This window comes from Flavobacterium sp. KMS, assembly GCF_000813005.1.
In the GTDB taxonomy this organism is placed as follows: Bacteria; Bacteroidota; Bacteroidia; order Flavobacteriales; family Flavobacteriaceae; genus Flavobacterium.
In genome coordinates this window covers 563,888-588,868 of sequence record NZ_JSYP01000001.1, presented here as the reverse complement: position 1 = coordinate 588,868, position 24,981 = coordinate 563,888, and the positions used below count along the sequence as shown (strand labels likewise).

At 32.1% G+C, this 24,981-nt stretch carries 18 protein-coding genes; 4 read left to right on the top strand and 14 right to left on the bottom strand.

Features of this window, described 5'->3' with window-relative positions; all coding sequences use genetic code 11:
- Nucleotides 1-148 precede the first annotated feature (148 nt).
- Nucleotides 149-2,551, bottom strand: coding sequence for a hypothetical protein (locus tag OA93_RS02460; RefSeq protein ID WP_039111526.1), 2,403 nt, complete (start codon nucleotides 2,549-2,551; stop codon nucleotides 149-151).
- Nucleotides 2,552-2,896: 345 nt separating this feature from the next.
- Here OA93_RS02460 and OA93_RS02455 point away from each other — a divergent pair, with 345 nt between their 5' ends.
- On the top strand, nucleotides 2,897-3,844 hold the full coding sequence (locus OA93_RS02455) for a DUF4421 family protein (RefSeq protein ID WP_039111525.1): 948 nt from the start codon (nucleotides 2,897-2,899) through the stop codon (nucleotides 3,842-3,844).
- 235 nt (nucleotides 3,845-4,079) lie between these two features.
- Here the strand turns inward: OA93_RS02455 and OA93_RS02450 are convergent, their stop codons facing one another.
- Both OA93_RS02450 and OA93_RS02445 read right to left on the bottom strand, forming a co-directional pair.
- Nucleotides 4,080-5,405: a serine hydrolase gene (locus OA93_RS02450; RefSeq protein ID WP_039111524.1), complete on the bottom strand. Its 1,326-nt coding sequence runs from the start codon at nucleotides 5,403-5,405 to the stop codon at nucleotides 4,080-4,082.
- A 564-nt stretch (nucleotides 5,406-5,969) separates the two neighbouring features.
- Nucleotides 5,970-7,505, bottom strand: coding sequence for an MFS transporter (locus OA93_RS02445; RefSeq protein WP_039111523.1), 1,536 nt, complete (start codon nucleotides 7,503-7,505; stop codon nucleotides 5,970-5,972).
- 85 nt (nucleotides 7,506-7,590) lie between these two features.
- Between OA93_RS02445 and OA93_RS02440 the strand changes: the two genes are divergently transcribed.
- Nucleotides 7,591-8,430, top strand: coding sequence for an AraC family transcriptional regulator (locus OA93_RS02440; protein WP_039111522.1), 840 nt, complete (start codon nucleotides 7,591-7,593; stop codon nucleotides 8,428-8,430).
- A gap of 265 nt (nucleotides 8,431-8,695) precedes the next feature.
- Here OA93_RS02440 and rpe read toward each other — a convergent pair whose 3' ends face one another.
- From rpe to OA93_RS02400, 8 genes are all read right to left on the bottom strand, one after another.
- Nucleotides 8,696-9,358, bottom strand: a complete 663-nt coding sequence (gene rpe, locus OA93_RS02435) for a ribulose-phosphate 3-epimerase (RefSeq protein WP_039111521.1) — start codon at nucleotides 9,356-9,358, stop codon at nucleotides 8,696-8,698.
- A 508-nt stretch (nucleotides 9,359-9,866) separates the two neighbouring features.
- Entirely contained in the window at nucleotides 9,867-10,730 is an 864-nt protein-coding gene (locus OA93_RS02430; RefSeq protein WP_026707723.1) for a sigma-70 family RNA polymerase sigma factor, read from the bottom strand.
- An 80-nt stretch (nucleotides 10,731-10,810) separates the two neighbouring features.
- Complete coding sequence (locus OA93_RS02425; protein ID WP_082001750.1) at nucleotides 10,811-12,553, bottom strand: hypothetical protein; 1,743 nt, start codon at nucleotides 12,551-12,553, stop codon at nucleotides 10,811-10,813.
- Between the two features lie 20 nt (nucleotides 12,554-12,573).
- On the bottom strand, nucleotides 12,574-13,797 hold the full coding sequence (locus OA93_RS24420) for a DUF4249 domain-containing protein (protein WP_039111607.1): 1,224 nt from the start codon (nucleotides 13,795-13,797) through the stop codon (nucleotides 12,574-12,576).
- Nucleotides 13,798-13,908: 111 nt separating this feature from the next.
- The gene (locus OA93_RS02415; RefSeq protein ID WP_039111519.1) at nucleotides 13,909-15,126 is read right to left on the bottom strand and encodes a DUF4249 domain-containing protein; all 1,218 of its coding nucleotides are present in this window, start codon (nucleotides 15,124-15,126) and stop codon (nucleotides 13,909-13,911) included.
- 3 nt (nucleotides 15,127-15,129) lie between these two features.
- A complete protein-coding gene (locus tag OA93_RS02410; RefSeq protein ID WP_039111518.1) occupies nucleotides 15,130-17,910 on the bottom strand; it encodes a TonB-dependent receptor in 2,781 nt (926 codons plus the stop codon).
- 16 nt (nucleotides 17,911-17,926) lie between these two features.
- Nucleotides 17,927-18,685: a hypothetical protein gene (locus tag OA93_RS02405; RefSeq protein ID WP_039111606.1), complete on the bottom strand. Its 759-nt coding sequence runs from the start codon at nucleotides 18,683-18,685 to the stop codon at nucleotides 17,927-17,929.
- A gap of 132 nt (nucleotides 18,686-18,817) precedes the next feature.
- Nucleotides 18,818-19,780 (bottom strand): hypothetical protein, encoded by a 963-nt coding sequence (locus OA93_RS02400; RefSeq protein WP_039111517.1) that lies wholly within the window; start codon nucleotides 19,778-19,780, stop codon nucleotides 18,818-18,820.
- A 103-nt stretch (nucleotides 19,781-19,883) separates the two neighbouring features.
- Here OA93_RS02400 and OA93_RS02395 point away from each other — a divergent pair, with 103 nt between their 5' ends.
- Both OA93_RS02395 and OA93_RS02390 read left to right on the top strand, forming a co-directional pair.
- Nucleotides 19,884-20,630: a hypothetical protein gene (locus tag OA93_RS02395; protein WP_039111516.1), complete on the top strand. Its 747-nt coding sequence runs from the start codon at nucleotides 19,884-19,886 to the stop codon at nucleotides 20,628-20,630.
- A 4-nt stretch (nucleotides 20,631-20,634) separates the two neighbouring features.
- Nucleotides 20,635-21,237: a CDP-alcohol phosphatidyltransferase family protein gene (locus OA93_RS02390; protein ID WP_039111515.1), complete on the top strand. Its 603-nt coding sequence runs from the start codon at nucleotides 20,635-20,637 to the stop codon at nucleotides 21,235-21,237.
- A gap of 129 nt (nucleotides 21,238-21,366) precedes the next feature.
- Here the strand turns inward: OA93_RS02390 and OA93_RS02385 are convergent, their stop codons facing one another.
- The 3 genes from OA93_RS02385 to OA93_RS02375 all read right to left on the bottom strand — a co-directional run bounded on the left by OA93_RS02385 (nucleotide 21,367) and on the right by OA93_RS02375 (nucleotide 24,962).
- Nucleotides 21,367-23,502, bottom strand: a complete 2,136-nt coding sequence (locus OA93_RS02385; protein ID WP_039111514.1) for a polyribonucleotide nucleotidyltransferase — start codon at nucleotides 23,500-23,502, stop codon at nucleotides 21,367-21,369.
- A gap of 154 nt (nucleotides 23,503-23,656) precedes the next feature.
- A complete protein-coding gene (gene rpsO / locus OA93_RS02380) occupies nucleotides 23,657-23,923 on the bottom strand; it encodes a 30S ribosomal protein S15 (protein ID WP_039111513.1) in 267 nt (88 codons plus the stop codon).
- A gap of 88 nt (nucleotides 23,924-24,011) precedes the next feature.
- Nucleotides 24,012-24,962: an energy transducer TonB gene (locus OA93_RS02375; protein WP_039111512.1), complete on the bottom strand. Its 951-nt coding sequence runs from the start codon at nucleotides 24,960-24,962 to the stop codon at nucleotides 24,012-24,014.
- Between the last annotated feature and the right edge of the window lie 19 nt (nucleotides 24,963-24,981).

Below are 24,981 nucleotides of genomic sequence, written 5' to 3'. Positions count from 1 at the left end.
AAAACTTGGTTTCTGGAAACATTTAGGAATTAATGGAATTTGCATTAAATAATTTATTTAAAAAGGCTAAATACAAAAATGATGTATCTAGCCTTTTTTATAATTGGTTATTTTTTTAATATCAAATTGTTGTGATTTTAGAGCTTAATTATCTTCGACCTCTAAAACCGCCCCCACCACCTAATCGATTTCCGCCACCTCTTTGAATGTTTTGAAAATCTCGTGTTTGAGTTTCTCCGCGTTGTCTGGCAAAATCCGAATGGTTAAGCCCTTGTATGGTATTATCATGACCTGGTTCACCAAGAGATCTGTCTGGCGAGCCAAGCGTTTGGTTCGGTTTCTGTATGTTATTGCGTTCAGTTTCTCCTCCAAGAGATCTGTTAGGAGAGTTAAGCGTTTGGTTTGGTTTCTGAACGTTATCGCGCTGGATTTTATCTCCATTGTGTTGTGTAGAACCTAGTGTACCAGCTTTAGACCATCCGCCGTTGCCATTATTATAATGACTCCAGTTACCGTTACTATCTTTTTTATAAACGTGTCCATCATGTCCGGCATAAAGATTATTGTTGGTGTGTACAGTAGTTCCTCCGCCTCTATGGTGTGTGATTACGCCCTCTTTACCACCAGAAGTTTGATAACCAACTACTGTTCCTTGTCTAGTTGTTACATGACCAGATTGTACCCATTGGCGACCATTGGATGCTGCTGAATGTCCCCATTGTGCATACGCATTATGCCCTTGTTCTGTTCTTCCATAATTTCCTGTCCAAGGGTTGTAACCACCAGCTGCGGTGCGCCCGCCATACCAACCTTGTACACTAGCTGAACGACCATATCTTCCCGTTGCAGGATTGTACCAAGCTGCTGTTCCTACAGATCCGTATGGTCCATATGCAGCTCTTCCAGCTGCCCAACCTCCCGACCACGGATTATAAACTGCTCCAACACCATAAGTACATGGCCACGGGCGATATACAGGATAAATTCCGGGACCATAATAAAGATATGGAGGATAGTAAAATCCAGTTCCATAAGTAAGTACAGATCCTATTACTGCACCTACAATAAAAGCTCCAAAATAACCTGCAGTAGTACTACTCTCTACAGTTGTATCTGTAACATTTGTTTGGGTTACATAGGTAACATTATATACAGGAGAGCTAGGCGGAATAGAATAGATTTCTTTAGGTACAGAATCGGTTACTTTCCAAGGGCCATTAGGAGTTGTAGACATAAACCATACTGCCTGAAAACACAGATAATATAAATCTCCAACCTTTATTACTTTTTCTTGTGTGTTGCTTGCGTATTGAAGCGATGTACCCTGAATAGGTTTAAACTGTGGAGTTCCGTCGTAAGTAACTTTAGCCTTGGTTTCGGCATCAGCTTTTTTTACAATAGCAGTTGTAGGAACTTGTGATAGCATTACTGCATCCGATGCTTCTTGTGTTCCAGGAACAGAAGCTAATACATTTGCTCGAGGAGAATCTTTAGGGATTTTTGCAAAATCGGCAGGTAACTTATCAGTTGCATAACTCCATGGACCAGTAAGCTCTTTAGAGCGAAACCATCTGCCCGATAATAATACATAATATTGCCCGTCACCTTCATCTGCAAAAATATCATTATCAGTATTCTCAATATATATTAATTTAGTTCCGGGTATTTTAACAAATTTGGGAGTTCCGTTTATAGCGATAAGTTCAGCTGGTTTATCACTAAAGAAAACTTGTAATGAGGTATTGCTTGTTGGTGGAGGAATCATTTTTTTTACTTCATCAAAGTTTTGTCCTGATGGTAAATTGCTCATTTCTTTAGGTAAGCTGGTCGTCTTTTCCCATTTGCCTTTTAAATCTGTAGCAGTTAACCAAACATTTTCGACCAATAGATAGTATTTCTTAGCCGATTTATCAAAAAATAAATCCCAATTTGTATTTACAACATAGCTCAGATTTGTTTTTTCAATTGGAACTAAAACTGGGTCTCCTTGAACCATCAATAATATCGAAGGACTTGTACTATAAAAAATAGGAGGAGGGTCGTTTTTAACCGCTATACCTTTAGGTGGAGTTTTGGTTTTACTTAAATCTGCCATTACACGATCTATAGAAATAGGATCTCCTCCTTTAGGAATTAATTCTTTAAATAGTTTTTCCATTTGCGGAACTAATTTTTCATCGAGAGCAGGAAATCTAATATCAGTAACTTCTACATTTCTAAAAAACACGCTTCTGGCATCTTTATCTACCAAGGTTCCTGCTTTTAGAGAAGCTACACCCAGAACCTCTTTGCCATCTTTTGGAGTTAAGGCAAATGCAATTCGTGCAGTTATTTCTTTAAAATCTTTCCAGTCGTCTACCTGTGGTTGGTAATAGACTAATTTGGCATCATTGTTTGTTACTTCGCGAGGCCAACCATTATCGATTGTTTTTGTAGAATCTGAAGCAGAAGGATTTTCTGCTTGAGCTTTTTTATCTTCTTTGTCTTTTTTACAGGAAAAAGAAATCAAGAGAAAACTAAAGGCTATTGCAATTAAAAATGTCTTTTTCATAATTTTAGAATATATCTCATAAAATTAAGGGGACATGAATTACAAGCCTAATATTTAATAGTTTAGTCTGTTTCAGATTTTAAAATGATACAAAAAAAATCAACTATTTAAAGTTTGCGAATTATTTTAAAATTAAACAGTAAAATTGACTCTCTTTTATTAATAGATTATAGTTTTATTAAAACGCACTCAACATTTTGACGAATGGTCGTATTTCATTGACGTAATTCCTAGATTTGTGATTAAAATCAATTCATTATGCACTATTTTTATATACTTATAAACTCTTGTTAAATAAGTTTTTTTGAAATAATAAGGGGTATTAATTTTCGTTCTAAAAACACAATGAAATCATATTTTTCTTTTTTACTCCTTTTTGCTTTTCCTATTTTTTGCAATGCGCAAATCGATACGACTTACATTAAACCTTTTGAGAATAAACTTTCGCTAAGGACATATATGTCAATGAAACTTATTTCTATGGAAAAAGAAGTAGATGGAAAGGTTAAAAATTTCATGCCCAATAACCCTATGAGCTTAGGCTTTGGAGTGTCTATAAATAACACAATAATTAATTTGAGTTATGGATATGGTTTGAGCTTTATGAAAGATAAAGAAAAGGGAAGAACCAAAGCATTAGATTTTCAAATTCATAATTATGGTCGAAAGTTTATAATTGACCTTTTTGTACAAAAATATCATGGATTTTATACTGCTGATAATAATGATAAAAACATACAATTATATCCAGATTTAAATATTCAGCAATATGGTGCGTTTGGACAATATGTTTTTAATAATAAAAAGTTCTCCTATAAAGCTGCTTTCAATCAGAACGAAAAACAATTAAAATCGGCAGGGAGTTTTTTATTAGGAGGTGGAGTTTATTTTACAAAAATAGATTCAGATAGTTCTTTTGTACATAAGGACAAAAATTCCTTGCGTAATTTTCAGTTTGGAGTAAGTGGAGGATATGCCTATACCTGGGCAATAAATAAAAGATGGTTTGCCAGTGGCTCTGTAACAGTAGGCGCTAATTTTGGTACGGAAAGAATAGATGACTTTGGCAAAAAAAAGATAGAAATATATCCCACATTCTTTCCAAGAACGGCTATAGGGTATAACAAGGAGAAATGGTCCCTCGGATTATCATATGTAAATAATCTGATTTTCTCTTCATTTTCAGATAATAATGATACGGGTAACGTAGGACTGTCTTCGGGAAATTTTCAAATTGCTTATATATGGAGACTTGATTCAAACCCTTTTTGGGGTAAGAAGAAAGCAAAGTAAATAATATGAGTATCTATTGCCTTCTATGTTTGAAGTACTGATTTGATTACATTCACTGCATTAACAATTCAATAAAAATATTTTAACCATATAAGTGATTTAAGTAAATATAAGCGTGACTAACTAATTAGGCTTAAACTTAAATGAACTTAATCACTTACATGGTTAACTTTTTGGTTGGAATCTTTTAATTAGTATTTAATGTTTTCACGTTTAAGCAATATGATTTGGGTAATTATTTCCCCTTAATAAGGTATTTTGCTATAGCCTCGTAAGCTGGTAAAGAATAGGGATCATTAGCTGAGTTTGCAGCAACTGGGTTAGATGCAAAACGCACAATAACCATATCCGCTTTTGGGTCTATATAAATAAGTTGTCCATGTACGCCACGAGCACAAAATGCACCATTATCATTATTAGTTATCCACCACATATTTCGGTAGCTCCATCCTTTTAATAGCGTATAGTTTGCTTTTGCAAATGCTTTTTTGTTTCCTCCTTTTTTGATGTCATCAATTGCCGATTTTGGGATAATTTGTTGATCGCCAGCTTTTCCGTTATTTAAAATTAACTGACCAAAGCGTGCCAAATCTCTTAAGCCTAAATTATAACCACCTCCAGCAAAAGGAGTTCCTGCAGCATCTACAGAGTAATACCCATCTTGTTCTGTTCCTAGTTTCTTCCATATTTTTTCGGATAAAACTTCGGCAACAGTTTTTCCTGTAACTCTGGCAATAATCCATCCCAAAACATCAGAGTTTACTGTTTTATAGCCAAATGCATCTCCATGAGTTCCTTTTTTCTTAACCGTTGGTAGGTACTCGTAATAGGTTTTAGGTCCAGTGTAATCTTTAGGTTTTGGTAGCGGATTACCTGCTGCCGAAAATTTCCATATTTCGGCATTAGGATCAGCATAATCCTCACTAAACTGTAAAGCGGTAGTCATATCCATTACTTGTCTTACAGTTGCATCTCCAAAAGCTGAATTTTGAAGTTCTGGAATATATTCTGACACTAGTTTGGTAGGATCTATAAGACCTTCTTCGACCAACATAATCCCAAGTGTTCCCGTAAAAGATTTTGTTACAGACATGGCAGCATGTTGTCCATCGGTGGTTAATGCTCCAAGATATTTTTCATATACAATCTTTCCGTGGTGCATGATAATAACACCATCGGCATAGGTTTTTTGCAACGATTCTTCCCAGGAAATTGTTTTTTTCTCGTTTAGAGGTTTGAATTTAATTTGATCAATGTCACTTTTAATATTTGATTCTAATGGAGTTGAATTTCCTAAACCACGAGAAACATTTACTGTTGGCATAAATTGGCGCATATGTGCTACGCTCCATCTTAGTGCTGGAAATTGAAAAAAACTGCCATCATCAAAACGTACAAGACGGTCAGCAGGTGGAGGAGAACCTACCATCCAGCCCATTTTTATAGGATCACTCTGTTCAGCATTTAGATATTTGGTTTTCTCTTGAGCATTACCAATGTTACTTGATAATAATATTGAACAGGAAAATAATACACTGGAATAAAAATAGGTTTGTTTCATATTGTCTTAATTGATTAGCTAATGGGTAATAGAAAATGGAATGTAGAATGAATTATTTTTCAGCTTGTTTTTGGATGTGGTTTTACTGAAAAAATAAGAATTTACGCTAAGTTAAGAACTTAATTTTGAAATGTTAAATTTTAAAGAAATATAATTTATCTAAAATGGAAATGTGATTATTATTCTAAAGAAATTTTTATTGATGAAAAACCTTCGTTTTACTATAGAATTAATAAGATTAAAAGGATTTTTAAGTGCGTCGATAGGGAATCTTTGAACCTTTGTTACTCATTGCTTTTCTTTCTAAACACAATCTAGTCATGCCGAAGAATGAGGCACCTCCGCGAGAAACTAACACAAACTTGTCGAGCCACTCGCGGAGATTGCTTTGCCAGTTCGCTATCGCTCGTGCCTTCGTCCCTCAGAAAGACAAGTTTGTGGTTATTTTATGGTTAACTAAAAAAAGAGCTGAGTTTTTTAAACGTAATCGATAGGAAACCTTTGTACCTCAGTTCCTCAGTCCCTCTGAACCTTTTTCAGTGTATCTACAGAAACCTTAGTACTTTAGTTTCTTAATGTCTTTTTAGAAGAATTAAAAAAATAAAAACTAATCAATGCTAAAATCCAGACTCCAAAACCTCCGTACAAGAGGATTAAGTCAAAACCATGTGCAAGCGCTTCGTGTACAATTCGACCTGATGCATCTAATGAAGTTAGTTCAGGAAAATCTTGATTGAGAGAGGAGAAGTTTCCTGCTGCTATTTTTTCTGCTAATGAACGTAATGTTTCTCGATTTAGAGATTCAGAAAAGGCAGTTGATAAATGAGAAAAGATTCCTTCGACTAGTATAAAACCCATTAAGGCAATATTTATAGATAATGAAATCATTCGTGCGCTCATGTCTATTCCCGAAGCCATTCCTGCTCGATTACTCGATACAGAACTAGTTGTAGTATTGGTTACAGGCGTGTTAGTTAAGCCTAAGCCAATACCTGACAAAAGAGAACCAGGAAGCATAGTGAGCCAACTAGGATTTTCTGCTACGGTACCATATCTCATAACAATAAAGCCTAATCCTAGTATAAACAATCCCAAAGGAATTACTACTCCTGAACGATAGCGAACTGAAAGATATTCTGCCAACGGAGGTATAATTAGAGTAGGTAGGGTATAGGCAAGTAATGAGAGTCCTACTGTTACAACATCGTAACCCAAGCAACTTTGAAAATAAATAGGTAAGTAAATTATAAACGGCCAAAAACTAAAATTCATACCGATTGAGCCAAAGATAGCGCCAGAGAAATTACGAATTTTAAATACCGAGAAATCAAACATGGGATGAGGGTTTATTTTTTCGACCTTTATAAAAAGTATTAAACTTATCAACGCAATAAGGATACTTGCTAGGGCAATAGGGCTAGAGAAACCTAAATCTGGTCCTTGTGTAATAAAATAAGTAAGCCCAAAAATGGATATAGACAAGGTGAGCATTCCCCAAATGTCTAGTTTTTTGGCTTGAGGATCTTTGGATTCATTTACATTACTATAAACAAGAATAGCAGCTATAATAGCTATTGGAACATGTATTAAGAATACCCATTCCCAAGATAATAAAGCTGTGATTGAACCACCAATAATAGGTCCGAATCCTAAACCGACCCCAAGGATTATTCCCCAGATGCTAAAAGCCCTACTGCGTTCTTTTCCTTCCTGAAATTGATAGGATAAAGTAGCTACTTGGCATATAAGCATTGCACCGCCACTTACTCCCTGAAAAAATCGACTTATAATTAATACGGTTACATTTTGTGCTAAACCGCATATTAAGGAGGAAATCCCAAACAGAATTAAAGTGATGATAAGAATGCGTTTTCGACCATAGCGATCGGCCAGAGTTCCAGCTGCCATAAGAACTGCGGTACAACCAATAGTATAAATATTCATTATCCATTGCATATCCCGAAGGTTAGCGTTTAAGACTTTTTCGAGAGTTGGGAGAATTACAGGAACACTCGAAATTTCTAGTGAGAACATTAATGTGGCTAGACAAATGGCGATTAAGGCAATTGTATTTTTGGTGAGTTTAAATTTTTGCGTCATTTTTAAGTTTTTATATTTAGCAAAAATAAACTGAGTATGATTGATATTTCGGTACAATTTTATGATAAAGAGGTATCTTTGCAAGATGAGAAAAGAAAATATGCACCAATCTGTCGAGGTAATTTATAAGAAGGTTAATGAATGTCCTATCGGAAATTCGCAATTCAGCTTTTTCCAGATGGTTTATGTTATTTCAGGAAATGGATTTCTTCATATTAACGGAAATTGTATCTCTTATCAAGCGGGTAATTTAATGTTGCTTACGCCAAATGATTATCATACGTTTGATATCGTTACAACTACAGAGTTTTTATTGGTTAAACTTAATAGTGAATATGTAAGAGATTATAAGTCGAAAAGTATCGATCATATTGAATGTATATTGCATTATGCAACTCATTTATCAGGCTGTATTTTAAATCGTAAAGAAGATGAATTTCTTGTTAAGTCTATTGCAGAATCTTTGATACATAGTATTGATAACAAAGATATTTATGATGAAGATTTAATTATTCATTACGTAAATGCATTGATTGTAATTGCTGCAAGAAATATTGCTAAAATAAAACCCGTTGGGATAAAGGAGAATGCAGATAAAAGAATTTTGGAAATCATAAATTACATTCAATCTAATATTTTGTGTCCTCAAAAATTGAAAGCTTCTGCAATAGCGGAGAAATTTGATATATCGGATACGTATTTGGGGAGTTATTTCAAGAATCATTGTGGAGAAACGATTCAGTCTTTTATTTCAAATTATAAAATTAGATTGATAGAGCACCGATTAAGTTTTAGCGATATGCGAATTAATGAGATTGTAGATGAATTTGGTTTTTCTGACGAAAGTCATCTGAATAAATTCTTTAAGAAGCACAGAAACATTAGTTTAACGGGATATCGAAAAGCTAAAGTTTTGTTGAGCTAAGAATGGTTTTGGTACAATTATTTTAACACATAGAAACATAGATTTTATATTCTTAAAAAAGACGTTTCACTTATTTAAAAGGCACAGAGTTGGCTATGTGAAAGGAATGTATTTCTTTTTGTGTTCTTTATAACATATAGTATCTATGTTTCTATGTGGTAAATAAAACAACGATAGCGTGGAAATTCTTTACATTTTTACAATGAACATAAAAAAAGCCGAAGAGATACTTCGGCTTTTGTATTTTTATTTACTTCTAAAGAAATTAAAAAGAAGTCAATGCTTTTAAATCGGCAATTGTTGCTGTTGGGTTTTCGGCTTTAAAAACGAAACTTCCTGCTACTAGAACGTCTGCTCCAGCTTCGACTAATTGTTTTGCATTTTTATTAGTTACACCACCATCAATTTCAATAATTGTAGATGCATTTTTTCTGGTAATTAAATCTTTTAGTTTTTTAACTTTTGCGTATGTATTCTCGATAAATGATTGTCCCCCAAAACCAGGATTTACACTCATGATACAAACCAAATCGATGTCGTTTATAACATCTTCTAGTAAGTCTATGTTTGTATGTGGATTAATTGCTACTCCAGCTTTCATTCCTTCTGCTTTAATCGCTTGTAAGGTTCTATGAAGATGTGTACAAGCTTCATAATGTACGCTTAATATATTAGCGCCTAAGTCGGCAAAAGTTTTAATATATCTATCTGGATCAACTATCATTAAGTGAACATCGATAGTTTTTTTTGCATGTTTGTTAATTGCTTCTAAAACGGGCATTCCGAAAGAAATGTTTGGAACAAAAACGCCATCCATGATGTCTATATGAAACCAATCGGCTTGACTATTGTTAATCATCTCGATGTCACGTTGTAAGTTTGCAAAATCGGCAGCAAGAACAGACGGTGCAATAAGTGTATTTTTCATTGTGTAGTTGTGTGTTGTGTTATTTTTTGCAAAGGTAATTTTTTTAACCGCAAAGTTCGTAAGGATTTATGTAAAGTTCATTAGGGTATTTTATGCTGTTTTTTTAACCGCAAAGGGCACAAGGATTTACGCAAAGTTCACAAAGCTTTGTGTTCTTTGCGTTTAAAATTCAATATAAGACATGAAAACCTTCGACTACTAAAATGGTTTTGCGTGAGGGATTGAGCAATTGTTTGAGCTCTTTTTTAAATGATGTAACGTAGTGGAATGATTTAAAAAAAGCGAGTGCGAAAGCCTGACCTGTAGTTTTTACGGAAGGGCACGCCCAATTATAAGGTGAAATAGTTGATGGTATAAAAAAATAAAACTCCGGTAATCAGCCGGAGTTTCAATCATCAATCAAAAAACGAACAGTCAATCAAACTGTTGTTTACTGTTTAGTCGAAAGTTAAACGTCTTAAAGCCTAAACTTTTGGACTTTATAAACTTTCTAACTTTAAGGCTAGTTTTAACCTAAATAAGTTTTAAGAATTTTACTTCTTGAAGTATGTTTTAATCTACGGATTGCTTTTTCTTTAATCTGACGTACACGCTCACGAGTTAGGTCGAAAGTTTCTCCAATTTCTTCCAGAGTCATTGGGTGTTGGTCTCCAAGACCAAAATATAAACGAACTACATCTGCCTCTCTTGGAGTTAATGTTTCTAATGAACGTTCGATTTCTGTACGTAATGATTCGTGAATTAACTCTCTGTCAGGATTTGGAGATTCACCAGAACGTAATACATCGTAAAGGTTTGAATCTTCTCCTTCTACAAGAGGTGCATCCATTGATAGGTGACGACCAGAGTTTTTCATTGACTCTTTTACGTCATTTACTGTCATGTCTAGTTCCTTAGCAATTTCTTCAGCAGATGGTGGACGCTCATTAGATTGCTCTAATAATGCATACATCTTGTTGATTTTATTGATAGAACCAATTTTATTTAAAGGTAAACGAACGATACGTGATTGTTCTGCTAATGCTTGAAGAATCGATTGACGAATCCACCAAACTGCGTATGATATAAATTTGAAACCACGTGTTTCATCAAAACGTTGTGCCGCTTTAATCAAACCTAAATTTCCTTCGTTTATTAAATCGGGAAGTGTTAACCCTTGATTTTGATATTGTTTTGCCACCGAAACCACAAAACGTAAGTTGGCTTTTGTTAATTTTTCTAATGCTCTTTGATCACCAGCTTTAATTTTTTGTGCTAACTCTACTTCTTCGTCAGCGGTAATTAGGTCAACTTTTCCAATTTCTTGTAAATATTTGTCTAATGAAGCAGTCTCACGATTGGTTACCTGCTTGGTGATTTTAAGTTGTCTCATGTTTTTGTCTCCTCAATTTTTAAGTGTACAAATGGTTATACGTATGAAGTTGCAAAAAAGTTACAAAAATTTAAAAATAATTATTTCACTTCGAAAGTTTCTCTCAATGATACAGGGATTCCTTCTTGTGTAAACCCTTCTAAATTGATTTCATATTCTCCAGATACATCAGAAGTGAAAAAGGAAATTGTGTTCTCTTTATTTTCCAGTGTTAAGTCTGGTTGCCAAAGTAATTGGTATCTATAATCAGGAATTCTATTGTATTTATCACCATCAGTATAATCTTGTTTGAAATAGATAGTTTTATTTAAAGGTCTTTGAATTTCAGATTTCAAAATATAGTTTCCAGTTTCTTTACTTACATAATCATTTCTTTTTGTAGTGATGCTTATGATGCCATTAAATGCTTTTGGACCATAAAAATAAACTCCGGGAACAACACTTATTTTGTATATATTTTCTGTTTTGTAATCAAATAATTCGTTGACATTCTGGATTAATAATCCGTCGACTAATACTAATGTTGGCTCAGAAAAATATTTTAAATCATAGTTTATGTCTCTCACATTAAGGCTATATTTTTTATCTTCTTCACGGTAATAAACTTCTTTTACCACTTCAGTTATTGTTTCTTTTAAACTCGGAAAGCTTGTGTAGTCCCCAAGTATATACTCTTTCTGTAATGGATTAAAAAATGATACAGCTTTACTATTGGCTTCTACACTATCTTTTTTTATGGAGTAATAAGCGTTTTCTATTTGGTTTGCAATTGATCTTTCTTCAATGCTATTTTTATAATCTGAAGTAAGATTTAACTCATCTGCAAATTTTAACTCTGATAAAGTGTATGGTTTGATTTTATCAATTTCTATCGTGTAATCATTTTTGTCATCTCCTATTACCTGAGCTACAACATTAGTATAGTTGGGGTTTTTATCTAAAATAAAATTGAATTTACCATTTTGATTAGTCTTAACGATTTTAAAACCAAAATCAGTTCCAGGTATAGATAATGCTACACTTTTGTCGCTTATTTGTTTTGAATCTTTACTATTTGTAATTGTACCAGATATTATTTCACCTCTAAGTTCTGGTATAAATAAGATGGTATCATTTATTGTATTTACCCATTTATTATCTGAATTATACTTTGCAAATTCATAAGAACTCAATGGTTTTTTTGAAGGTAAATTGTCAATTTTTTTTATAGAAAGAGAGTAGTTTCCTTTACTATTAATAGCAGTTAATGATTTAATTTTAAGTGAAAGTTGTTCTCTTTTTATTGCATTTACTTTATTTAATTCTATTGCAAAATTTTGGTCTTTAGTAGGTGACAGGGCTAAGTCTGATTTAGTTTCTGTACCTTTTGGTTCCTTTTTTTGAGAGTAGGAATTATTGTTTGAATTGCTTTTTACACTCGTTAAATAAGGATTTATTATTACAAGATCAATTTCTGAAACTTTAGAATCTTTTTTGTTTAACATCCAATTTGTATAAGCAATAAGCTTGTAGTTACCAGTGTTAATAGTTGTTGGTATAAAGAAATCACCGTGTCCCTTTCCGTTATCTAAATAGATTTTATTCATGAAAATAAGATTATTTTCACTGTCAATAAGTTCTACATGAGCAATTTTGCTAATGCTGCTTAATTTATTATTTTCAGGGTTTACAGCATATAATTTGCAATGCAACGTTTCTCCAGTAATTAGAGTAGAGGTGCTTAAGTGAACAAATATATTTTCGCTAGTTGATCTGCTTATAAATCCATTTTTATTTAATGAACTATTTTGCGCTGTAGCTAATGTATTAATTACTATTAGCATAGCTATGCTTATTGATTTTTTTAGTCTATCCAAAATAAAGGTTTAATGTTAGATGAAATTTTAGTACAATCTGTACAAGCTGCGGTAATAAATACAAACGAATCTTTATCGGTTCCATAATATAAGACATCCAATCCGGGGCCATTAACAATCGAAAGTATTTTTTCGCCTCTACAAGATCTATCTTCTGTTTGTCCCCAACAGTTTTTATATGACTCGTAAGCACATTCGGAGGGATATGGAGGATATGGTTCATCTATAAAGATATCTCTATAACTAAAAAATATTCTTTTTGATGAAATTGATGATACTTCAAAAAATCCAATTATTTTTTCACTAGAATTATCATTAGATTTTAAATTTCCATAGTTAAATCCTGGCTGAACTTGTGAAAAGATGCTCTCGGAAGTAGATAAACTTTTTAATGTTTTGTAATAGGTATAGGATTCTAAATTCTGAACATATTGGCGAACTATAATACTATATCGTTCCTTAATAATAGGGTCTTTGGCACTTATAAAACGTATTGGTAAATTAATGCGATCTTCGCTCGATCCCACAGTATTCATTAAAAGTAAATCATCAGATTTTTTTGTGGTAAAACAAATTCGGGATTCTCCTTCTCTGGGTACAACAATGAAATCTGGACGACCATTTGTTGTAAATGGAGCTAACACAAGTTTATAGGGCGTCCAGCTTTGCGCTACGACCTTGTAGGTTTCATCATATTCATATCTGTAAAACTTTGTTTTTGCATTTGGATCATAGCTGCTCACAACTATTTGTACTCCTTTTTCTCCATCTTTAGTTTCAATCTTTGGTTCTACCTGAATTTCATTAACAGGGGTTAAAGACTGAACAGATGAAGAGTATGATTTTCCTTCTTTTGTCGTAATGTTTAATTGATATGTTTTTCCTGGAATTGCCTGAAATTCATTGTTCGAAACATATAGGCCTGATGTTTTTTCTAGACTAAAGGAATAGGAATTATTATCATTATCGGTTACAAAAACAGTAGCACCTTCTTCTGTAGTTGGGCCACTCTCCTCGAAACGATAAGATCTGGAGATTTTTATCTCTTGTTTTTTATATTCATTTGTAATATTTGCTTGTACAACAAGAATATTTTCGAACGTACTGGTTTTAAAGGCATACTGCTCCGTACAACTACTTATAGTAAAGCAAAAGAGTATAAAAAATAATGTATTATACAAGTACCTAATATGTTGGCTTCTTAATTTCATTTGCTTTGACTGTTGAAATTTAATATTATGTGTTTTAATCTCATTTTTATTTAATGAGTTATTTTGTGAGATAACAGTCTATGATTTGCTATCCATTTTTGAATGCATTATTTAATCTATCCAAAATAAAGGCCTGATGTTTGATGAAATTTTGGTGCAATCTCCACAAGGTGCGGTTGTAAATATAAAGTTTTCTTTGTCAGTTCCGTAATATACTTCTTCCGTTCCAGATCCAGCAACTAAAGAAAATATTTTTGGACCTCTACATGTTATTTGAGGGTCCCAACAGTTTCTGTATATGCTAGTTTCGCATTTGAAATAATATGGGGGATATTGATCGTCTATAAAGAGGTCTCTAAAATTAAAGAAAATTCTTTTTGATGAAATTGATGATACTTCAAAGAAGCCAATTATTTTTTCACTAGGATCATCATTTGATTTTAAATTACCGTAGTTAAATCCAGGCTGAACTTGTGAGAAGATACTTTTGTTAGTTGACAAACTTTTTAATGTTTTATAATATGCATAAGATTCTAAATTCTGCACATACTGGCGTACTATAATACTGTATCGTTCGTTAAGAATAGGATTTTTGATCTCTATAAAACGTATCGGATAATTAATTCGATCTTCGCTTAAACCTACAGTATTTAGTAAAAATAAATCATCAGATTTTTTTGTAGTATAACATATTCTGGCTTCTTCTGTTCTGGGAACAACCAAAAAATCAGGATGACCATTTGTTGTATATGGAGCTACAATAAGCTTAACAGGTTTCCAGTTTGGTGCTATTACCTTATATGTTTCATCATATTCGTATCTGTAAAATTTTGTTTTTGCATCTGGATCATAGCTACTCACAACTATTTGCACTCCTTTTTCTCCATTGATAGTTGCTACCTTTGGTTCTACCTGAATTTCGCTTACAGGTGTTAAAGACTGAACTGATGAAGAGTATGATTTTCCTTCTTTTGTGATAACGTTTAATTGATATGTTTTTTCCGGAACTGCCTTAAATTCGCTATTTGAAACATATAAACCTGATATTTTTTCAAAGCCAAATTGATAGCTATTATTATCATTATCGGTTACATACACAGTAGCACCTTCTTCGTTAGTTGGTCCATTTTCTTCAAAACGATAAGATCTGGAAATTTTTATTTCTTGCTTTTTATATTCATTTGTAATGTTTGCCTGAATAACAAGTATATTTTCGAATGTACTCGTTTTAAAGGCATACTGTTCCGTACAACTACTTATAGTAAGACAAAGAAGTATAAAAACAAATGACTTGTATAAGTATCTAATATCTAGGATTCTTAGTTTCATTTGTTAAAATTTAATATTATAAGTTATCGTAGGAATAGGAACAGAAAAAATGGAGGTTTTGTATGCTTTAATTTCTCCATTTGCTGTTACAAAAAAGATAGAATATGGATTGTTTCTTCCTAATACATTATAGATAGATATGTTCCAGAAACTATGCGTTAATTTTTTGATTTTATGATTTCCTTCGATATTAAAACCAATATCCAATCGATAATAGTCTGGTATTCTATATTTATTTCGGTCACTATATACAGTATATTCCATCCCATTGTACATATAGCTTCCAATAGGGTAGGTGATTGGTCTTCCTGATTGATATACAAAATTACTTGATATGCTATATCTCTTCGTGAATTTATAATTTAATACAGCACTTATCTCATGAGGTTTATCAAAATTTGTTGGAAAATAATCTCCGTTGTTTACTTTTTCCTCATTAAACTGAGTGTCTAATTTTATAAAAGTACGTGAATAGGTATATCCTAACCAACCATTAAGTTTTCCTGCATTTTTTTTAAGTAACAATTCAATTCCATAAGCTTTCCCTTCACCTTGTAATAATTGTGTTTCTGTGTTTTTGTTTAAGACTAAATCGGCTCCAACTTTATAATCTAGTAAGTTGTTAGATTTTTTATAATACCCCTCCAAACTAAGCTCAATATTATCATTATCAAGATTTTTATAAAAACCTAATGAGAATTGTTGAGCATCTTGTGGCGCAATGTGTAAGCCAGATAACTTCCATGCATCTGTAGGTGATTGAGTAGTGTTATTTGTTAATAGATGAATGTATTGGTAAGTTTTGTCATAGCTTGCCTTTACAGAGAAATCATCAGTAAATAAATAACGTACTGCTAGTCTGGGTTCAAATCCGCCGTAAGTCTTAATTACTTCATTTTTTTTGTAATATTGAGTACCTGTAACGGTATTATCATTAACAGGAGTATTGTCTCCATAAATTCTTTGTGTTGATTCTCCTAGTGCTGAATATGTAGAATAACGCAGTCCCATACTAACCAATATTTTTTCGCTTAGATTATAATTTTCCGAAATATAAACAGCAGATTCTACTGCTTTTTCGTCAGCTATAGTTATTGGAATTAATGTAGAGTTGGGATTTTTTGGGTTGAGATATCCAGGTTCAACATTATAGAGTTTGCTTGAAACTCCATAATTAAAAGCATGCTTATTATTTGGTGTATAATTACCATTTAATATAACTTGAGTTTCATTTAATTTATAACCGTAATCAAAAGAATTCATTCCTCCATTATCATAGTCGATATTGAATTTGTATTCGCTATTTGTAAAAATTAAGTCAGCTTTACTTTTGTTGTTAAATGCATGGTTCCATTTTAATGAAATTAGAGCATTACTATATTTATAAACAGAATCTGAAGAGATACTAAAACGATCTTTGCTATAATACAAGGTAGATTCAATAGTATTGTTGGTATTTATTTTATGATTGTATTTTAGAATACCATCAAAAAATGCTGCTTGGCTATTATTTAAAGATTCATTATCTATTTTTTTCAAAATCCACTCAGAATAAGTAGCTCTTACACCAACTAACAAGCTAGATTTATTTTTTATAACAGGAGTTCCTATAGAAAGATTACTTGTTACAGATCCAATTCCTCCTTCTCCAGAAAATTTTTCCGGATTACCATTTTTTGTTGTAATGTCAAAAACAGACGATAGTCTGCCTCCAAATCGAGCAGGAATACTTCCTTTATAAATATCTACTTTACTGGTAGTATAAGGATTGACTGCAGAGAAAAATCCTAAAAAATGAGATGTATTATATAAAACGGCATTATCTAAAAGGATAAGATTTTGATCATCTTTACCTCCTCTAACATTGAAACCAGCAGAACCTTCTCCAGTAGTTTTTATTCCGGGTAAAGTTGTAGCTACTCTAAAAATGTCTCTTTCTCCAAGAACTAGAGGAACATTCTTTATTCCTTCTACATCTATAGTAGAAACTCCAGCAATGACATTTTTTACGTTTTTATTTGCGTTTTTCTTTATAACAACTTCATCTAATTCATTTATGTTTTCATAAAGAATTACGTCTAGTTTACCATTGCCATAAATCATGACAGTCTCCGTATTTTTTCTGTGATTGATTGATTCTATTTCAATATAATTAAGACCATAAGGAACTTCAATAGTGTAGTATCCTTCATTATTGGTAACTGTGTTTGTGTTTTTATCGCGTATTCTAATCGTTACGTTAGAAAGAGGTTTTTTTGTTTTTTCATTTTTTATAAAACCAGAAAGAGTATATGATTTTAATTCTCCTCCCTTTTTTTCTTTACCAATGTAAGTTATGCCAGAATTAATATTGTTGTGTATTATTGTATCATATTGTTGATGAAATATTGGTTTTGCAGAGTCTTTATTTTCAGTTTTATCTATTTGTGGAGTTGATGAAGACCCAAAATAATCGTTGGGTAGCGAATTGTGAATGATGCTGTTTTTTGTTAGAATTATTTTTTTGTCAGAAATAAAATAATTCAGATTAGTCTTCTCAAAAAGATTATCTAATATATCTTCAACCGAAGTATTTACATAATTTTTATTAATTAAGACGGCATCAACAGTATTAAGCCAATTTGTATCAAAATAAAATTTATAATCTGTAGTTTTTTCAATTTTCTCTAATGCAGTTTTTAAATCAACGTTATTAAATTCAATGGATATTTTATTTCCTTTTTCTTGACTAAATGATAACGCATGAAAAGTTAATAAAAATAGGGTTAGTATAATTTTTCTCATTTTTTAATTGAATACATTAGTTAGAGGGAGTACTGTTGATTTCTTTTATTAGATTTTCAATGAAAATTTTCTTATCCGATTCCTCTAACTGAGAATAGTTATTGTAATAATTTTTTATTTTACTTTTAGACTCGGGAAATATTTTGATAATATCACTTTTGGAACTTATTTTATAATAGTTGCCTTTGTGTTTTAGGATAAAATCATTCTTCTCAATAAATTCATCAAATGTATTTTGGTTAGCTACATCAGAAATTCTTTTATTATCAATAATCTTTCCTCTGTTTTTATGATGTTTAATATAAAGAACATCATCTGGAGAATAAATAATTTCTTGATAATAACCATTCATGTAGTCTGGACATGTAGGATTGTTGTAGTTTACATTAATAAAATTTTTATTATTAATGCTAAAACTAGCTGTTTTTTCTTTTATAACATTAATTCCTAGGTAGTCAAATTCGCCAGTGGCTTTTAAGACCAGAACATCATTATTAACATCGTATTTAAGATCAAGGTTATTATAGTTTTGACCTTCATAGTTAAGATTTCCAATACTAAAGTTATTTGAAAAATAATAACTATGGCTGTTATCTATTGTTCTGTAATAGTTCACATGGCGTGAGCCATTGTATATTGCTAAATTTTCTTTACCTATGGCTTTATCAAACAAATTATATATAGAAGTTTCTTTGTTTGTTTGAGAATGTAAAGCATTAATGCTTATGATAACGCCTAGTAATAGTAATGTTAGTTTGTTTTGGGAATTTTTCAACTGTATCTTTTGATATAAAGTTAATTTCTTGCTTAATTTCAAAAGTATTAAAAAAATGTTATAAATATCACGTAAATGTGTTAAATAGTAATATAATAGCTATTGCAAAAAATAAAAAAATCAATTATTCCTTTAAAACAATAGGTCTACCTGAGAATTTATTTTTTCTACATAATAATCTATTTTTCGATTGGCTCGATTGTAGAATGAATTTTGCTCTTTGATTCCCGAAGCGCCCAAAGACTTTGAGTTGATAATTTGCTGCTTAAAGAATTGATGTACGTTTTTGCAACTATCTACATTATCAGTAATAAAATAACCGAGTAAGGTATAAGGAACAAACATGGTTAGTTTTTCTTCGGTTTCTATGAGCATATTATTGTTTAATAATATTAACTCGTTGTAGTATATAGTGAAATTAGAATTTGGTTTATTGCCTTTTTCCTGAATAGAATTAATGATCCTTTTTAAGTCTTTACATAGTGCATTTGCATTTTTAAGATTAAGTAAACCAGCTTCATAAAAATATAAAATTTGCTGCAGGCTACTGTTTATAGTGGTGTCATTCCATATCTCATTTACAATAGCGTTTTCATAAACATTTTTCAATTTTTGCATGTATTCTGTAAAGGACTCTTCGATTACAAAATTTTCAAAAGTAACTTTCTTCTGTTTAGTATTTAAAAGATTCAGCCATACAAAAGCTTTGAATTTTGATAAGATAGTTCCTTCCATAAAATAGAATAACGGAATATCCTTGGCGGAATAAAAAAGAGTAGTTTTTGGATTTTTGGTTAAAAATTCAATTTGTTCTGCTGAAGTTTTGAAATACTGAAGCATATCTTTTAATGTCTCTATTTCAATTGTTTTTTCAACAATAACTTTTTCTTTTTTTGAAAATAAATTATCTAACGAAATATTAAAATGATCTGCAAGTTTAATGGTTTCGTCTATCGAAAATTTACTTTTTTCGGATATTCTTCGGTGTGATGCATCATAGCTAATCTCTAAAACAGAGGCGACTTCATCTATTAAAGAAGCTGACTTAGAAACTTTACTTCTAATTGCTTTTAGAAATGATTCTTGATATTTCATAATTTGCGATAATCACAAATATAAGAAATAGTTTTATTGTTTTAAGCAAATTTATATGTGATTATTGCGATAGGTTTGTCTTGAAATTTTAAAATAATGATTTATGAAAACATCAATTTTGGTATCCTTATTATTTGGTTTTGGAGGAATATATGCTCAGGATACAATTAGAATTCAGACTATTGATTCTATTGCGCCACACTCGAAAATTTTTAGCCTATCTCCAATTTCTAAAAAAGTAAATAAAGTAAACGGATTAGCTCTTGGGGTTGGACATGTTGAAAATAGACATATAAAGTCTCAAACAATTAATGGGATAAATATAGAAGCAAACCCGGCGCCAGCTGCTGGAGCTTTATATGCTTTTATGTGTTTAATGTATATTGATAAAGCAATCGAAAATCATAAAAAAGAAGATGCTTTAAAATCTACTGAAGAAGATTATAAAATTAAAAACATGAATTATACGCCTTATTTAAAATTGAATGGTTTGAATGTTAGTTCCGGATGTTTTTTTACAACCACCAGTATGAATGGATTAAATATTTCTGCAGGAAACAAATTCAATAATTTTAACGGACTTTCGGTTACTGTTTTGGGTACAATTGCAGATAATCAGAATGGAATTTCAATAGGATTGTATAGTGCAAATAATAATTTAGCAGGTTCTGCGATTGGTGTTTACAACAAATCATATCAGTTGAACGGTTTGCATGTTGGCGTTTTTAATAAGGCTAGAATTAATAAAGGGTTACAGATAGGTGTTTTTAATAAATCAAATTCTAAAGGTTTTCAGTTAGGGCTTTGGAATGTGAATAATAAAAGGACAATGCCTTTTTTAAATTGGTAGAATCATGAAAAAAGTTCCTTTTTTGCTTATTATGACTCGATTAATGTTGGGTTTTGTAATGATTGCAATAGCAAACAATAATTTTGCTTATGTTAGATTGGTTTTAGTCTTGTTGATGATATTGGGCTTGTTGACAGATATTTTTGATGGTATAATTGCTCGTAAAGTGGGTGTTTCGTCAGAAAAATTACGCCGCATGGATAGTCAGGTAGATTTAGTTTTTTGGCTCTGCGTGGGTTGGTGTACTTGGTTATTAAATCCAGAAATAATACGTGACTATAAATATGCTATTATTTCAATTTTTATAATGGAAGGTTTAACGTATGTTTTTAGTATTCTAAAATTCGGAAAAGAAACATGTACGCATGCTATTTTATCTAAATTATGGGGAGTAACATTATTAGTTGCATTTGTCTCTATGGTTGGTTTTGGTCATGCTGGAATTCCTTTTTTTCTTGCAGTATTTTTTGGGATAGTAGGGCATATTGATGTTTACCTGATCATTTATTTTTTACCTAAATGGACACATGATGTTCCGAGTTCTTATCATGCTTATTTAATTCGGGAAGGAAAAACAATTAAAAGGCAGAGATGGTTTAATGGGTAATTGTTTAAAATGGATTGCAGGATGAGTTTTGTGTAATATTTAGATGTGTTAAATTAAAACGAAAAACCCCAATTCAAGCAAATGAATTGGGGTTTTCTATGAATAAACCTTTAGTAAACTAAGATCTGATTACTCTTTTTTCTCCTCACGTGGAGGTCTTGGAAGAAGTGCTTTTCTTGACACTTTTTCTTTTCTTGTTTTAGGATCAAGTCCAAGGTATTTAACTTGAAAAACGTCTCCCATGTTAACTACATCAGTAACATTTTCAGTACGTTCCCAAGCTAGCTCAGATACGTGAAGTAAAACTTCGTTTCCTGGTGCAGCAGTATATTCTACTACAGCTCCAAAATCAAGCATTTTAATTACTTTAACTTCGTAAGCTTCACCCATTTGAGGTTTGAAAGTAATAGATTGAATTTTAGCTAAAACAGCTTCAATTCCTGCAGGATCTGTACCTAAGATTTCGATAACACCTTGCTCATCAACTTCGTTGATTACAATAGTTGTTCCAGTAGCTTTTTGTAATTCTTGAATTACTTTTCCTCCAGGTCCAATTAATGCTCCAATAAAGTTTCCAGGAATAGTTCTAGTGATGATTTTTGGAGAATGCGCTTTAACGTCTGCTCTTGGAGCAGCAATAGTTTCAGTTAGTTTTCCTAAAATGTGTAAACGTCCTTCACGTGCTTGCCCTAAAGCTTGCTCCATGATGTCATAACGTAAACCATCAATTTTAATATCCATCTGGCAAGCTGTAATACCGTCTGCAGTTCCAGTTACTTTAAAGTCCATGTCTCCTAAGTGATCTTCATCACCTAAAATATCAGACAATACAGCAAATTTATCACCGTCAGTAATTAATCCCATAGCAATCCCAGAAACTGGTTTTACCATTTGAACTCCAGCATCCATCAAAGCCATTGTTCCAGCACAAACTGTAGCCATAGAAGAAGAACCGTTAGATTCTAAAACCTCAGATACAATACGGATAGTGTAAGGGCAATCAGCAGGGATCATGTTTTTTAAAGCTCTTTGAGCTAAGTTACCGTGACCAACTTCTCTTCTTGAAGTTCCTCTTAGAGGTTTAGCTTCACCAGTTGAGAAAGGAGGGAAGTTATAGTGTAAGTAGAATTTCTCTTCACCTTGTTCAGATGGAGAATCAATTTGGTTAGCTTCTCTAGAAGTTCCTAAAGTTACTGTAGCCAATGCTTGAGTTTCTCCACGTGTAAATAAAGAAGAACCGTGAACTCTTGGTAAATAATCAATTTCACACCAGATTGGTCTGATATCTGTTGTTTTTCTACCATCTAAACGAACACCTAATTCTAATACTACGTTACGAACAGCTTCTTTGTTTGTTTTGTAGAAATATTTAGAAACTAAATCTCCATCAGCAGCTAATTCTTCTTCAGTAAATAAAGCTTTTACTTCTTCTTTTACTTCAGCAAATGCAGCAGTTCTTTCGTGTTTAGCTGAACCAACTTTTGCAATAGCATAAATTTTATCGTATGCTGCAGCTTTTACTTTTTTGTAAATTTCTTCGTTTTCTTTCTCACCTTCGTAAGTACGAATTTCTTTTTTACCAAAAGCAGCTTGTAAACGTAATTGTGCTTGGATTTGAACTTTAATAGCTTCGTGAGCAAATTTAATTGCTTCTACCATTTCAGCTTCTGAAATTTCTTTCATCTCTCCTTCAACCATCGCAACTGAGTCCATAGAAGCTCCAATCATCATGTCGATGTCAGATTTTGCTAAGTCTTCTCTACTTGGGTTAATTACAAATTTTCCGTCAATACGTGCAACACGTACTTCAGAAATTAAGTTGTAAAAAGGAATATCTGAAACTGCCAATGCTGCAGATGCAGCTAAACCAGCTAATGCATCAGGCATAACAGTTTCGTCATGAGACATTAATTGAATCATAACTTGTGTTTCAGCATGGTAATCATCTGGGAAAAGCGGACGTAAAACACGGTCAACTAATCTCATCGTTAATACCTCGCTATCGCTTGGACGAGCTTCTCTCTTGAAGAAACCTCCTGGAAAACGACCAGCTGCTGCAAATTTTTCGCGATAATCTACCGTTAATGGTAAAAAATCAACATTTGGGTTAGCGCTACGTGCAGATACTGCTGTTGCAAGTATCATCGTATCGCCCATTCTTACTACTACAGAACCATCAGCTTGTTTAGCTAAACGTCCTGTCTCGATTGTGATGCTTCTGCCATCACCTAAATCGATTTTTTCTACAAATAATTGTGGAATCATAAATTTTTCCTTATTGGTTATACAATGGGTTTTAGTTGTGTTGTAGTTGTTGTTGTGCGTAGTTAATGCCTAAAACCCAATGAAAAACCAAACTTTTTTTCTTTGTTTGTGTAAAAACAAAAAGAGGCACTCTCGCACCTCTTTTTTATATTGATTATTTTCTGATATTCAATACTTTGATAATCTCACGATATCTGTTGATTTCTTTTTTCTTCAAGTAATCTAACAAAGCTCTTCTTTTACCTACTAAAAGTACAAGTGAACGCTCAGTGTTATAATCGTGACGATTTTTTTTCAAGTGTTCAGTTAAGTGTGAAATTCTGTAAGTGAACAATGCGATTTGACCTTCAGCTTTTCCAGTGTTTGTAACATCACCGTGTTGTGCAAAAATCTCTTCCTTTTTTTCTTTAGTTAAATACATTCCAATATTATTTAATGATTTTTATGTATGTCATACAACTTTTGTAAGACGGGTGCAAAAATAGTACTTTTTTCTCTAAAAATAAATTTTATTGAGTATTTTTTCTAATTGTTATAGGTAATGAATAGCTAACTCGGCTTGGAATGCCTCTTATTAAGCCCGGATTCCATTTTCCAGCATTTGTAATTGTGGTTATTGCCTTTAGATTTAAATCGTAGCCAAGTCCTCTTAAAATTCTTGGTTCAATCAGGTTTCCTTCCTTGTCTATAACGAAATAAATATACATTTTTCCTAAAAATCTATTTTCAGAAGTATCTAAATTTTGTGATATGTATTTGTAAAATGATTCCATTCCGGATTTAGGCACGGGTTTTTGAAAGACAACTTTATAATGATGTCCGATTTGTAAGGAATCAATGCTTGTTCCTGATTTTAATTTTCCGTTTTCATAAATCTCTGTAAAAGTGTATTGACTTTTTATACTTTTTCCCTTCCAGATTCCGTCAGGAAAACCATCTTTTATTTTTCCGCTTTGTTCAATGTTTTCATTTGCCTCTTTAAGTTCGCCGTTACCATTTATCACAGTTTGTTCTTTTTCGGGATTCCAAAAGTTATTTACTTTAAACTGAACTTCTCTTTTTTTTTCAAAATATTCAAGCTCAGATTTCGGGTTTCCGTTTTCATACCAATTAAACTCTTTTCCAGTTTTTTTTCTATTTGAATAATTGACGGAGAGTTTTTTATTCCCATTTTCGTAATAATAAATATAAGGTCCTTCTTCTTTGATAATGTCCTTGTCAGTTGTACCACCAATCATTTGCAAGGTTTTTGATTTGTAGTAATCCTTAACGATATAAATTTTTTTATCATCAGAGTAATAATCTTTAATGACTCTTATATATTTATAGTTTTCAGACGTTGTTTCTAGCCAAGTAGAATCGAGATAAACAATTTTATCTGAAGAAATTGCCGTTTGTGTTTGTGCAAACAGTTTTGTCGAAATAGTGAGAAAAAAGAAAACGCGTAAAATTAGTTTCATAAAAGAGTTTAAAAGTAAA